We start from the raw sequence: 13838 nt of genomic DNA, 5'->3' as shown, positions 1-13838 counted from the left end.
CCATGTCCACGTCACGCACCCCGTCTTCAGGTTTTGAATGAAAAGTGCTGCCAGCGCAATCAATACGCCGGCATGCAGCTATATATTTGATAGCAACCGAATTTTCACGGCCCGCGATACGCCAAGGGATGGCCGCCGCGGGCGAGCCTCAGGCGAAACCCGCCGCAAGCACCCCGCGCGCTTCGCGCACGAACTCCGACTCCCCCGCCTGCCTGTGCCAGCTTCACTTGCTGCTTGCCATGCAGGTTCTGGAACCAGGCGGTCTTGTTCTCGGCCGGCGGGCGTTGATTGGGCTGCGGTGATCTCCAGGGCAATTTGCCAGGGTCCACGGGTGCGATGGCACGGGCAGCCGGGTACCGCTGGAAGTAGGCGTGCAGAGCCGCCAACGTGGCCGCCCCAGGTGCCTGTCGCCAGGCACGAATCAATTCGCGCAGTTCGCCGGCACGCTTTTCCAACTCCCCCTGCGCCTGATCGTGGCGGGCCAGTATCTCTGCGCTCACGCCCTGCGCCTGCAGAGGCTGGCGCATCGAGGCAAAGTCGGCCAACACCGCATCGGTGTCGGCATCGATCGCCGCCAAGAGTGCACTGATCTGCACTTGATCGGATTCTTTGGCTTGGTCTGCGGTCAGCTCGGCTTTTGCCGCGTAGGCCTTGGCGCGGCCAAGTCTGGCTGTTTGGTCAGGCTGCCGACTGGTACGCGCTTTGGCTTCTTTGAGCAGCTCATGCACCCGGGTCAGGTTGCGACTGGTGCGCTCGGTCGCCATCGCGCCGGTGCCTACCAAAATTCAAAGAATAATCATTTCACTCATTCTTGGAAGAAATAAATCGCTCATAAATAAGCAACACCAACCATACCAGAGCGCTTAGAAAAACTTGCAAATGAACATTTGCGACAAAAGACACAACAAGCCATATAAGAAAAATCGCCAATATTATAGCGAAACATCTTTTTGCAGTAGGGGTCATAAAATCAAGAGAGAACAACATTGAGATAGCTAAACAAAACAAATAGCACTGCACCAACAATTGGGCCACCCCATATCGCCGCTAGTCCTGCAGACATTTCTCCGTGGGCTAAATTGGCCAAAAAAGCCCTAAAATCATTTTTATCCAGCTGCATAGCAAGAATAAGCTGCAACACGCCAAGAAGCACAAGTAAAACCGCGGTCAAATAGCTAGCAAACAACAAGAAAAAGGGAAGCAATACAAAATACAAACCAACAGCCAACAAAAGTCCCCCTATTACCAATGCAATCCACCCTCCATTAGCCCCGCCCTCAATCGTATATGCCCCCGCGCCTGTCGTCGGATCAATCGCGGTATACCCAGCCCCAGTCCACCCGCTCTGCGTAATCGGGCTTTCGTGAATAGTCACCTCATACCCCGCGTCCAGCGACTGCTGCACCCGGCTCTGCGTGTCATAGCTGTGCGCCGATAGCGCCATGTTCACGATATTGGGGTTGTCGTTGTAAACCTTCTGCGTGATGGTGTAAATCTTCTGCCCCTGCGATGCCGCAATCCCCAGGGCCTTCACTGCCGATATCCCCTGCGGGCAGTCCTGTAGGCCGGCCGTTGGATTAGGGTTCCCCTGAAGATTGCATTTCTGCGGGTCATTGAAGAACCGCTCGGGCACCGCATGTTCCAGCGCGCTCATGTACTGGCCCCGTAGCCGGTTGTAGGCCACCCACTTCCTGTCGTCGTTGTCCTTGGCCCAGCCGACGCTCCGGATGTGCCCGATATCGATGTTCACCCCAGGGAACGTCACCTTCCTCACCACGCCCCAGCTATAGGTCGGCTGGGCTACGGCATGGAACAACCCATAAGACAGGCCCGGGTTTTCAACCATTCCGGCCTGGTTCTGGCTCAGGCGGTTATGGCTCTCCGCCGCTGCAAACCAGCTCCAGATCACTGCAGTGAGCAGGTCCCCACTGATTTGCTCTCCGCTCAGGTTCTGCAGGTTGTTGGCTTGCAGCTGGGTTTTGGTGTTCTCCAGCCTTGCCTTGAGGCTGTCCAGTTGCCGGGCGCTGATGCCCCCTGCGCTGATGCCGATGGCCGTGGCCTGGCCCGCCACATGGCTTTGGTCCGGCGTCAGGTCCCACTGCGTGGGGTCGTACAACTGGGTGAAGCCGCCCTGTCCTTGCAGATCGGATCCCAGGGTGACCACGCCTGTGCCTTGTGCCACCACTTGCCCATCCAGGGTCATTTGCGGCTTCAGCTTGACGAGGTAGCCCGGCAGGCTGCTGGGCAGTTGGTCTGCACGCATGGGGCTGCCGTCCGCATTGGGCTTGGGCAGAAAGCTGGCGATCAGCTCTGCCGTGGCCTGATCGGCGGGCGCGTAGCTCAAGGTCAGGCGTTTGCCTGCCAGCCGGCTGGTGGGGGCCGTGTAGCTGAGCAGTTCGTTACCCCAGCTGTCGCTCAAGCGGTAGGTGAACTGGTGCTGCAGGCCGTTTGGAACCGCAGCGCTCTGCTGGCCTGCCTGAATGATCGCCAGCGGGGTGATACCGCTCAGCACGCTGTGCACGGTCTGCGCAATGATCTTCCTGCCGATGACGTCGCCCACGGTGGCATTGGGTTTTTGGGTGTCGATGTGGGTCTTCAGCCGGCTCTGGTAGGTGTCCAGCTGCGCTTGGATGGCCGCCTGGTTGAGGTTCTGCACCCAGCCCTCTTGTTCGTTGATGGTGGCACCGCCTTGGGCGGCATTCAGCAGCGCCTGTGCGTCCAGTGGCACTGCGGCCTGCAGGTCCATGCCCGCCGCATAGGCGTATTGCTTGACGCTGGCATCCAGCGCCACCCAGGCATTCAGCGCTCCATTGGGATGGTTGTGCTGGTCCGCCGTCGCATTCCTGGCACCCCGCCCAGGCGCCCAGTTCACATAGGCCTGCACCCATGCGTGCTCCAAGCGGATGCTCTGGACCGTCCCGCCCTGGACGCTGCCCCGCGCTGCAATGCCGCCCTGGTTCATCAGTTGCAGAACGGTCTGTGCGTTGGTTGCTCCGCCCACCCAGTTCATGGCCTGCACGGCAGGGATTTCCACCGTGCCGAATTGATAGCGTGCAGGAATGCCCGCCGCGCGCAGGAGCGCGATCTGCAGGCTGGCGATGTCGATCGCATTGCCGCGCTGTTTGTCCAGGGTGTCCTGCGCGCTCTGAATGGCCCCCCAGGTCGGGACCCATTCGATGGTGTTGCGCACCCAGTTCTGAATGGCAACGGGGTTGTTGCCCAGTTCCTGGGCTTTGGCGCGGACGGCGGCCGTGAGGGTGACTTCCGGTGTTTCCGCCAGATCCTCAGGGGTCGGCGCTTGTCCGGGTTCGGGGGGGATGGTGAACTGTAAGCCGATGCCGTTTCCCCCGCCCGCCTGTGCCAGCTTCACTTGCTGCTTGCCATGCAGGTTCTGGAACCAGGCGGTCTTGTTCTCGGCCGGCGGGCGTTGATTGGGCTGCGGTGATCTCCAGGGCAATTTGCCAGGGTCCACGGGTGCGATGGCACGGGCAGCCGGGTACCGCTGGAAGTAGGCGTGCAGAGCCGCCAACGTGGCCGCCCCAGGTGCCTGTCGCCAGGCACGAATCAATTCGCGCAGTTCGCCGGCACGCTTTTCCAACTCCCCCTGCGCCTGATCGTGGCGGGCCAGTATCTCTGCGCTCACGCCCTGCGCCTGCAGAGGCTGGCGCATCGAGGCAAAGTCGGCCAACACCGCATCGGTGTCGGCATCGATCGCCGCCAAGAGTGCACTGATCTGCACTTGATCGGATTCTTTGGCTTGGTCTGCGGTCAGCTCGGCTTTTGCCGCGTAGGCCTTGGCGCGGCCAAGTCTGGCTGTTTGGTCAGGCTGCCGACTGGTACGCGCTTTGGCTTCTTTGAGCAGCTCGTGCACCCGGGTCAGGTTGCGGCTGGTGCGCTCGGTCGCCAGCGCGCCGACCGGCTGCCCCGCACGCGCCTGCTCCAGCTTGGCCTGCTCAATGCGCTGCTGCCATTGGGCCAGCCGCTGCATTTGCTGCTGGGCGGCTGCGGGGACAGCGGCAGGACCTTCCCGGGCCAGCACGCTCAAGGGTTGGAGCGCCAAGGCCAGTTGCGCCGCCATCACGATGCGGGCCACAGGGCGCAGCCAACGATGCCACGCGACTCGGGTGTTATGGGGGGCACGCAGGCTCGGAGTCATGTCGTTCATTGTTCGCTTTGAAGGGGAGCACGCGGGGGCATGCGGCGCCGCGCGATGCCATGCGCCGCTGCGGGCATCAGGAAAAGCAGCGCGATCAGCCATTGCCAATCGAGCGGCACCGGCTGGATTTCGACAGGCGGCTGCCCGCCTGGGGCCATGAGCGTGAGGGTGGTTTGTGCCAGGGGTTGCTCGTTCCCTGCCATCTCGATGGTGGCGGCCACCGGCAGCACGCTGCCTGCGGTGCCTGACGCGACCCAGTTCCAGCGGTACTGGCCACCTGCACCCACGGGCAATTGCACGCCCGTTTGGGTGAAGACAGCGATGGGGGTGCCGCTGGTGGGGTCCAGCACCCGCACGCGCACGGTGCCTCCCGCAATGGCCGAGTTGCCGTTGTTGACCAGACTCAGTTGCAGCGCCGAAGAAGCGCCGACGACGACAGCGGCAGGGGCCGCCGTGAGTTGGCCCATGATGCCTACGCCACTTTGCAAGGCGTCCTGAACCACGAAGCTGGTGGTGCTGGACGCCAGTTCGACATCTGCAAGGCCCGCCCGAACAGTCGACTTGGCGCCCATCGCCATTCGGTTGCTTTTGTAGTTGGCCGAGCCGAAGAGCTGGATGCGCACCTGGTAGGTGCCTGGCACCAGGCTACCGGCCTGGAGGTAGTAGCCGTACTTGCGCTGGCTGCGCGGGCTGGCCTGGGCGATGTCTTCGGTATGGACGAGCACGACCTGCCCGTCGGGCGCGATGACCTGCGTGATTGCGCGCAGGTTTTCCTGCAGCAAATTGGCACTGAGATTGGCAACCCGCGAATCGATGAACACGGTGTGCGCAACGCTGTAGCGGCTGCGGTCCGTACTTGCGCGGGCACTGTTGAGGCTGTTGTCTGCAGCCCCCGCCCCTGCACCCGCTTTGACGGAGAAGGAGGCGCCTGCACTGCCATACACCAGGCCTTGCAGCGTAACGAGTTCCGCCCGCACCTGGTAGTCACCGGCGAGCACGGCCGCCGTCGACCAAAGTGCCCGCACCTGATCGCTGGTCGCAGGTTGCAACTGAGCGGCCATTCCCAGCGGCAGCATGTCCACGGACTTGCCGGCCGCATCCAGCACCGTCAACCGTACGAGGGCGTCGCGGACAAAACTTCCCGCGTTGTGTACCGTCGCTGTGAAGTTGGCGGTGTCCGCTTCCGCGTAGATCGGTTTGTCAGTGGTCACCGCGATGAGCAAATTGGTGGCGATGGAGCCCAGGTCGGCCGCTGCCACGTTGTTGCCGCGATCGAAGTCCGAGAGGGTGTGCCCGCCCGTGCCGTCGTCGTCGGCAACGATCCACACGGTGCCCATAGCGCTGAGTTGGGCCAGCGGCCGAGTGGGGACGATCGCCAAATCTTCGTAGGCGCCCATTGGCAACACGCTTTGCGTGACGCCTTGAGCCACCAGGGCTTGCGCCGCCGGCTGGCCCAGGGCGGGGTCGGTGCTGTAGATGGCCACCGGGGTGCCTGCGGGCACTTTGTAGGAACCGGCATTGCCCACCCGCACGATGATCTGCGAGAGCGGCTGCGCTCCTTTGTCCACCACGCGCACGTAGCTGGCCGTGATGTCGGCGACGGCCCGGGGGTCCGCATCCATGCGCCGGTTCAGCCGGAAGGTGTTGTGGCTCTTCCAACTGGGCTCGGGGTCGCGGGGAACGCTCAGGTCATCGTTGATGTTGTTGATGTTGTAGGCGTGCTGGTTCCAGAGGCTGCGCGTGGGCACCCATGCGTTGTTGACGTCTTCAAAAGCCCGAACGCCGTGAAAACGTTCCGTCGCATTGATGAGCCAACCGAAGTCGTTGGCCACGACCAGCATGTCCGAGTGTCCATCCGCATCGACATCGACGACCACCGGATACTCCAGCGTGGTGTCCGACGTGTTGGGCTGCTCCCACAGCACTTCGCCTGTCGGCCCCTTGAAGACGCGCAGCTTGATTTCATCGGCATAGAGCACTTCGGCCACACCGTCGCCGTCGAAATCGAAAACGGTCGAACCCGTGATCTGCGAAGACCAGTCCTGCGACGCCTTGCTCCACAGCAGCGACCCGTCGCCCCGGAACACGGAATACGCGTTGGAGCCCGCCACACCGATTTCCGGGATGCCGTCGCCATCCATGTCGGCAATGGTGGGTGGGCCGCCTGTTCCTCCGCCAGGCAGAGCAGTCGTCCACCGGACCTGGCCGTCCGCACCGATGAGCGAGAGTTGGCCCGAATGGACGATGGCAATGGAAGGCTGCTGGCTTGCGTCGAAAGAGGCTACAGCCGTGTATCCGTCCATGGGGGCCTGCCACACCAGCGCCCCCTCTGCGGAATAAAGCGAGCCTCCGAAAATCACGTTGGCATTGCCGTGCCCCTGGATGTCGGCCGCAACGGGGATGGAAAAGCCCCCGTTTCGTTCGTAGGACGTACCGACATAAGGACCATTGGCACGCCACTTGGTGGTGCCGTCGAAGTTCAGGACAGTGAGACCGAAAATGACTTCCGGCTTTCCGTCTCGGTCGATGTCCGCTACATATGGCGCTCCCCACGGGGGAGAACCGGAACTGGCAACGGCCACCTCGGAAACCCACCACCGCTCGCCGGTGTGGCGAAAGGCCACGACGCGGTAGTCCCGCGTGATGGCGATGATTTCCGGCTTGCCGTCACCATCGAGATCCGCCAACGCCAGATTGGCAATCGCGGAAATGGAGTCGTCACGGATGGACAGCAGGTGCGCGCCGGTCTTGCCATCGACCACGCGGATCGTCGCTGCGTTGTTGTACCCCTGCGAGGCCGTGAATGATGTGAACGCCACCGCAGGCATGTCCTGCTCGTCCAGGCGTCCATCGCCGTTGGTATCGACGATGCGCCCGACAACGGGCGCCATCATGACCTGGTTGTAATCCGGGTACGGCGAGTTGCTCCCATCCCAGTGCCACTTGAGCTTGGGCGAGAACGCTGCGGCCGAGGGAGTGAACAGCACATCCTGCGCGCTGGACCGCACGTTGTTGAGCTTGTTGCCCTCAGGGATGGACCCTGCGGGATCAACGATGACATGGATCGGTGCATCCCGGAAAGGCAGCATGCCCGCCACCGCGATTTCCAGTGTTTGGGATTGTCCCGAAGCCAGCGCCGCAGAAAGCGTTGCCTGGCCGAGCACAGCGTCCGTGCCAGGGTTGTATTCGCCGTTGCCGTCCATGTCCAGGAAGGCAAGCACTGGAACGTTCGCCGGGGCCGGTTGTGCGCCTGCGTTGCGTATCTGCACCTGCAGCGCACCGAGGACGCGCAGCGTCTGCGGGTCGGTCTGCAGGGTGTGGCGCCTGACGGCTTGCACCTGCAGGTCCACGGCCAGCGCTGCCGTTTGCGGGGGGCGCAAGCGCAGTTGTCCCAGGTCGCTACTCTGCGCAGGCTGCAGCAAATAGCTGGCTGTGACGCCTTCATAGCCAGCGGCAGTGACGGTGAGCTGCACGCTGGACCCGTCCAAACCGCCGAGTTCGAATCGGCCATCGGTGTGGCTTGCAAGGGTGCGCACGATGCCGGTGCTGGTCGTGGCGGACAGTTGTGCCGCTGCAATGGGCTGGTTGTTGCGAGCGTCCACAACGATGCCGCTGAGGCTGGCACTGTTGGCCTCTGGAGGACTTTGGTTGCCTGCGTAGAGTCTGGGGGAATACTGAACCGCTGTGTTGCTTTGTGAACTGCAGGAGAGCCGGGTGTTGGCATCGGCAGAGCTGTAACCGGCCTGACTGACGCTGATGCGTGCATCGCCCGAAACCAGACCGGCCAGCACATATGCACCATCGGCGTTTGTGAGTGTCGTGCCGGTATTAGCGCCGCTCAGAGCGACGATGGCGCCGGCAACGGGCGATGCGTCGGCGGCGTTGGTGACGTGGCCGGTGATGCGGCAATCGGTGGTGCCGCCCGAACCTCCAGGCGGGCTGGCCACCAGGCCGGGCGAGAAGTCCAAGGTCTGCCCAGCCAATGCGTTCGCCTGGCCAGAGGCGTCGTAATAACCATTTTTGGATGCGATGACGCTGACGTTGCCGGGTGCGACATTGCTGATCAGATAACGGCCTGCCGCGTCGGTGGTGGCGCTCAGCGATTGGGCCGGTACCGTGACGGTCACTGCACTCAAGGGAACGCCGCTGGAACTGTCTTTGATGCTCCCGCTGATGACTGCGGTGCTGCTGCTGCCAGACACCAGCATCTGCAGGATACCCAGGTCCGTCACAAGGCCTGCGCGCAACGTTACGGATGTTTGGACGGTGCTGTAGCTTGGGGCACTGCCGGTCAGGGTGTAGGCGCCAGGGGTCAGTCCTGTCAGAAGAATCCGGCCAGAATCGTCGCTCAATCCAAGGATACCGCTGCTTCCCGGACCTGTGAACTGTACTGCGGGGATAGGTCTGCCATTGCGGGCGTCCACGAACTGCACACGCAGCGCAGACTGGACGGGATTGATGGCAGGACGCTCCGTCAATACGAGAGCGCGCAGGGCCAGCGCCGTGGCCCAGGGGTCATTGCTCCCCCAAGCCCCGCTGGGCTCCTGCGCTGCCAGTAGCCAGTCCCTTACGGAGGGGCCCATGGCCGGCAGAGCACCGCTGTAAGGGTGGACGGCTTCGTAAACGAGTGCGGTTAAGCCAGCATCGGATCTCCAATGCCCGCCAGGGTCGGCTTGACCCAACAGGTAAGTGGCCGCTTTGTCGGCAATGGCTGCTGCGATAGCGGAACGTTGACGGTGTTCTAGAAGGCCACGCAACACGAGGGCCGTGCTCAATAAATCACTACTGCCACCCACGGTAAAGCTGCCATTGGTAGCCTGTTGCCTCAATAGCCAAGCCAGGGTGGGCTCGGCCTGACTCGCGCTCCACGGCGTGGCCAAGGCTTGCAGGGCCCAGCCCGTATCTAACGTATTTGTACCGCTGAGGCTGTCGTATGTGGCGAATCCGCCGGAGGCTGCACGCCGACCTTGAAGCTCAGGGGTCCTAGGAATCTGGGTTTGCTGCTGCTGCAGCCACTGAGTGCATGCCAGCACTTCCGTCGCAGTCTCGGCCAATGGCACTGCATCCAACGCGGCCGTCAGCGAGGCAGCCCTGGATGTATCTGAAAATTCCAGCAGCGTACGGGCAGCTTCACACTGACTTTGTAATGCGGTAGCGGAACCGGAAGCACTTGCCAACTGGCCCGTCGTCTGAACCTGATTCTGAAGCCATGCCACGCCACTGGCAGCGCCCGCCCAGGAGAAACCTGTACACGCCCAAATTACTGAGAAGTCAGTAACTTGGGGAACATTGATCGCCTCGAAAACCGCATGAATGCTGGCTTTCTTGTCTTGGCGTGCTCGGCAAGTTACCGTCTTATGAGTAAAGCCAAGCACACCCAATACCGCACGGCCCTGGCCGTCCGGTTGATTCCCGTCGTACGCATTTGAGATCCTTTAGTCTCTCTCCATGCGCATGAAAAGCGTCGTCGGCCGAATCTGAGCTGACTACCGCCCCTAACCGCAGATGCAGAGTCGTTGCAATTTTTTATTGCCGCGGATACTAGCGATAACGATTGAAATCATCTGTGACAAATTGTTTTTAGCCTATCAAATCTGCCAGCAGGGTAGCTTTTCACTAATGGATGAAACGGTATCTTCAACGCAATTGCAGCAATCAATGACACACAGCTATTTTTTAATAGCAATCCCTATGAACTCGGTTTCCTAGCCAAAACCCGCCGCGAGCACCCCGCGCGCTTCGCGCACGAACTCCGACTCCCCGGCCCGCGGCGGCAGCAGATAAAAGCCCGCCTGCGGCAAGGCCGGCAAGCCGTGGGGCGCGGGCAGCATCCGCACGCCGGCGCACAGTGCCGAAGCATTGAGGCATGCCACGCCCAGGCCCGCCGCCAGCGCCGACTGCAGCCCCGCCACGCCCGAGGCCAGCAGCGCGATGCTGTAGGGCACGCGGCGGCGCTGCAGCAAGGCCACGGTGAACTGGTGCAGCGAGCAGCTGTCGGGCAAGGCCAGCAGGCGCAGCGGCTCGCCCCGCGCGCGGGACAGGCCGGGCGCGGCCATCCAGTGCAGCGCCTCCTGCCGCAGCAACGAGGCCTTGGCGGCAGGGTGTGCACGGGCCGCGCCGACTGCCGCGCGCGTGGCAGGCAAGGCCATGGTCACCGCCACATCGAATTCACCGCCGGTATAGCCCGCTTCGACCAGGCCGCTTTTCTGCACGGTGACCTGCAGCCGCACCAGCGGGTACTGCGCTTCCATGCGCGCCAGAAGGCCGGCCAGTTCGGCGGGGCGAAAGTAATCGGTGATGCCCAGGCGCAGCGTGCCCTGCAGCGCCACGCCATGCAGATCGCGCCAGGCCTCTTCGCTGAGCGCGAGCAGCTTGCGCGCATGGCCCAGCAGCCGTTCGCCGGCCGCCGTGGGCTGCACACCGGCCTTGGAGCGCAGCAGCAAGGACTGCCCGGCCTGCTCCTCCAGCTTGCGCAGTTGCTCGCTGACGGCGGACTGCGACAGAAACACCCGGGGTGCGCCGGCCGTGAGGCTGCCGGCGTCGATCACGGCGGCGAAGGTGCGAAGCTGGTCGAGGGGGAAGGTGTTCATGGCGGCCGATCCATCCACCGGGTAAACCGATGGATGGTATCCGTATATCCCGCTTTTCAAAAGGATGAAGCCCGCCAAGAATCAAGGCATTCGCAACCCACCACCGAGGAACGCACCATGCCCCACACCGTCATCCACCTCTGCGGCCCCGCCGATGCCGCCCTCGCCCGCCGCGCGACCGATGCGGTCGCCGAGATCACCCAGCGCGTGCTGGGCAAGGCGCTGCCCGTCATCGCCACCACGGTGCAATTCATCCCCGCCGAGCAGTGGTTCATCGGCGGCGCGTCATTGGCGGAACTGGGCCAGAGCACATTCCACCTGGACATCAGCATCACCGATGAAACCAACACCAAGGCCGAGAAGGCGCGCTACCTGCGCGAGGTCCACGCGGCGTTCTCCGACCTGTTGCCGCGCCTGCACGAGGTGAGCTACATCCACCTGATCGATGCCCGTGCCGCGGCATACGGCTACGGCGGGCGCAGCCAGGAATGGCGGCACCAGCAGGCCGGCGTGTAGCGCCCTGGCGCCGGCCGATGGCGCTCAGCGCATCGGGATGACGAACACCCGGCGGCGCGGCTCGCAGCCCGGTCCGTCGTAGGGCGTGCTGTCGCGATCCCAGCCGGGGCCCGGCGAAACCTGGGCGCAGACGCGTTTGCCATCGACCTTGCTGCGCCAGAAGTACCAGGGCGCCGGCGCCGACCAGGCCGCGCCGGCAAGGCATGCGGCCGCCACGAACGCAGCGCAGCCGTGCAGCGCAAGGGCCCCGAACTGGCGGGCGGAGCGGCGGTCGGGCAACGAAGTCATGGCGATCAGAAAAGGTCGAAGCGGGGTTGGAAGGGGCTTTGGCTGCATTGTGGCCCCGCCGCCTTCCAGCACGTTCACCGGGCCGCTGCGGGCGCGCCCGCAGCGCGTTCGGGCCAGGGCGCCGAGACAATCCAGCCCTCCAGCGGGTCCAGGCCCGGCGGCAGCCCATACAGCACGTCGCCTTGCTGGTGGCGCTGCAGCGCCCAGGCAGCCTGCACCAGGCACAGCACGGCGTCCAGCCGGTCGCCGCTGGCGTCGTCCACCAGCGCGTCGCGCTGCGCGTGCGTGAGCTTGAGGCGCAGTCCCAGCCGGGTGGCGCCGTTCTCCAGCGCGGTGACCAGGTCCTTGCGGGCGATGAGGCGATCGGGCGTCTGCTTGGCACGGTCGTCGCTCTTGTAGCTGCGCCGGGCCAGGATCTCGCGGGCCAGCAGGCCGGGATAGGCCTCCAGCGCCACGCGGCCCGGATCGCCATCGTGCAGGCCGGGCAGGTGCACGCCGGCATCCAGCAGCAGCGGAACGCCCGCGTGCAGCATGTAGGCGACGGGTGGGTTGACCCATTTCATCGACGGGCTGGAGCCCGCCGAGCCGTCGGTGGCGCGGTGCGCGAACTTCGCCCCCACCGGCCGCGCGTCGCAGAACGCCGCGAAGGTGTCGCGGATCTGCGCGCGGCTCAGGCTGCGGTAGTGGTGAATGCTGGCCTGCCAAGTGAGCGGCCAGTTCAGGTGCGACAGCAGTTCGCGCGGCAGCCCGAACGGCAGGTCGAAGCCGCCCACCCAGGCGCGCGGCCCGGCCAGCCATTGGCCGAAGCCGGCCAGCGTGTCGAAGCGCTCCAGCCCCGTCAGCACGACGCGCGATCCGGCCAACTGGCCGGTGGCGAGCACGATGGGCTTGGCCCGGCTCGGGCTGCTCGAAAAGTCGCAGCCGATCAGCATCGGCAGCACTGGCGCCACCGTTGGCGGCAGCAGGGCATTCGGCGTGTTCATGCCGAAGCTAGCCCAGCGCGAGAGCGGTCACGCCCGCAGCGATCAGCGCGGCGCCCGCGATGCGCGCCGCGCGGTCGCCCTCGCCCAGCAGGTGCCCGCCGATGAGCGCGGCGAACAGCATCGACACCTCGCGCGCCGGTGCCACGTGCGACAGTGGCGCCTCCTGCATGGCGTAGAGCACCAGCACGTAGGCAACCGGGCTCACCAGCGCCACCAGCAGGGCGAACCGCCATTGCACGCGCCACAGCACCCGCGCGGCCGGCAGATCGCGCAGCACGAAGGGCGCCAGCATGGCCACGCGCACGAAGTTGCCCATGTCGTCCACCAGGATCGGCGACATGCGAAGCACCTTGACCGCATAGCCGTCCACCACGGTGTAGCTGGCGATGAAGGCACCGGTGAGCACGCCGTAGCGCATGCCCGCGTGCAACCTGTGCCGCGCCGCCGGATCGTGCGCGGCGCGCAGCAGCGCCGGGCCGCCCGCGATCAGGAAAACCCTGCCCACCACGCCCGCGATGCCCAAGCCCCCCAGCCAGGAAATCCGCTCGCCCAGGAAGGTGATCGCGACGAACGAGGACAGCAGCGGGCCCGAGCCACCAGCCCAGCGGCGCCCAAAGCACCATCATCAGCACCGAGGTGAAGCAGGCGAAGCGTGAATCGCCGCCGGCCTTCTTGGCCGCGATGTTCCAGCAGGCATGGATGAGGCCGGCCAACAGGATGAGCGCGAAAGCGTTGAGGGTCACGGCGCCGAAAGAAGCAGGAAGGAACGAACGAAGAAAGAACGGATGGGACGGCCCGAATGCAAGAGGCCGCAGCGCATGGTGCCTGCGGCCTCGGGGCGCGGAACGGGCGAGAAAGGGACGAGGGCGGCGCTGGCGATGCTAGGCGCGGCCGATGATGGACGCAGTCGCCATCAGCTCTTCCAGCAGCGCGAACGACACGCGGCCCGACACCGAATACGGGTCGAGCTCGGGCTTTTCGGAGTATTTGAGCAAGATCGAATGGTTGACCCGGGTGAGGTTGACCTGGCCCATGGTCCAGCCGCCGAAGCGCCGCTCCTGGATTTCCTCGAAGTGCAGCAGCTCCACATCCTTGTGGCGCGGGTCTTTCTGGATGTGGCCGTAGAGGTCGCTCACGGCGGAGCGGCCGCCTTCGATCGCCTGCAGGAACACGCCCCCGCCGTAGCAGAGCACGCCGGTGATGCCGCAGGTCGGGTTGTGCTGGCGCGACTGGCTGAGGATGGCTTCGATCGCATCGGGAGACGGGTCCACGGCACGGCTGGCATAAAGCAGGCGAACGAGCATG

The 13838-nt window shown here is 64.3% G+C and carries 8 protein-coding genes and 1 pseudogene; 1 reads left to right on the top strand and 8 read right to left on the bottom strand.

Features of this window, described 5'->3' with window-relative positions; genetic code table 11:
• Positions 1–104: 104 nt before the first annotated feature.
• The 4 genes from AVHM3334_RS00735 to AVHM3334_RS00720 form a co-directional block, all read right to left on the bottom strand.
• Positions 105–764 carry a hypothetical protein gene (locus tag AVHM3334_RS00735; RefSeq protein WP_284408771.1) on the bottom strand — a complete coding sequence of 220 codons (660 nt, stop codon included), beginning with the start codon at positions 762–764 and terminating at the stop codon, positions 105–107.
• Between the two features lie 206 nt (positions 765–970).
• Complete coding sequence (locus AVHM3334_RS00730; RefSeq protein ID WP_284408770.1) at positions 971–4165, bottom strand: transglutaminase-like domain-containing protein; 3195 nt, start codon at positions 4163–4165, stop codon at positions 971–973.
• Entirely contained in the window at positions 4162–8739 is a 4578-nt protein-coding gene (locus AVHM3334_RS00725) for a carboxypeptidase regulatory-like domain-containing protein (protein ID WP_284408769.1), read from the bottom strand. Before AVHM3334_RS00725 ends, AVHM3334_RS00730 begins: the two co-directional genes overlap by 4 nt.
• A gap of 1122 nt (positions 8740–9861) precedes the next feature.
• Positions 9862–10746, bottom strand: a complete 885-nt coding sequence (locus tag AVHM3334_RS00720; RefSeq protein ID WP_284408768.1) for a LysR substrate-binding domain-containing protein — start codon at positions 10744–10746, stop codon at positions 9862–9864.
• A gap of 117 nt (positions 10747–10863) precedes the next feature.
• On the opposite strand from AVHM3334_RS00720, the gene AVHM3334_RS00715 reads away from it, so the two are divergent.
• Positions 10864–11262, top strand: coding sequence for a tautomerase family protein (locus AVHM3334_RS00715; protein ID WP_284408767.1), 399 nt, complete (start codon positions 10864–10866; stop codon positions 11260–11262).
• 24 nt (positions 11263–11286) lie between these two features.
• Here AVHM3334_RS00715 and AVHM3334_RS00710 read toward each other — a convergent pair whose 3' ends face one another.
• The 4 genes and pseudogenes from AVHM3334_RS00710 to AVHM3334_RS00695 form a co-directional block, all read right to left on the bottom strand.
• The gene (locus AVHM3334_RS00710) at positions 11287–11550 is read right to left on the bottom strand and encodes a hypothetical protein (protein ID WP_284408766.1); all 264 of its coding nucleotides are present in this window, start codon (positions 11548–11550) and stop codon (positions 11287–11289) included.
• Positions 11551–11624: 74 nt separating this feature from the next.
• Complete coding sequence (locus AVHM3334_RS00705) at positions 11625–12533, bottom strand: DUF429 domain-containing protein (RefSeq protein ID WP_284408764.1); 909 nt, start codon at positions 12531–12533, stop codon at positions 11625–11627.
• Between the two features lie 7 nt (positions 12534–12540).
• A pseudogene (locus AVHM3334_RS00700) lies at positions 12541–13276 on the bottom strand (EamA family transporter).
• A gap of 138 nt (positions 13277–13414) precedes the next feature.
• Positions 13415–13837, bottom strand: coding sequence for a BLUF domain-containing protein (locus AVHM3334_RS00695; protein ID WP_284408763.1), 423 nt, complete (start codon positions 13835–13837; stop codon positions 13415–13417).
• Position 13838: the final 1 nt, after the last annotated feature.

It is taken from the genome of Acidovorax sp. SUPP3334, from assembly GCF_030159055.1.
Lineage (GTDB): Bacteria > Pseudomonadota > Gammaproteobacteria > Burkholderiales > Burkholderiaceae_C > Paracidovorax.
This window is presented reverse-complemented; position numbering and strand designations above follow the sequence as displayed.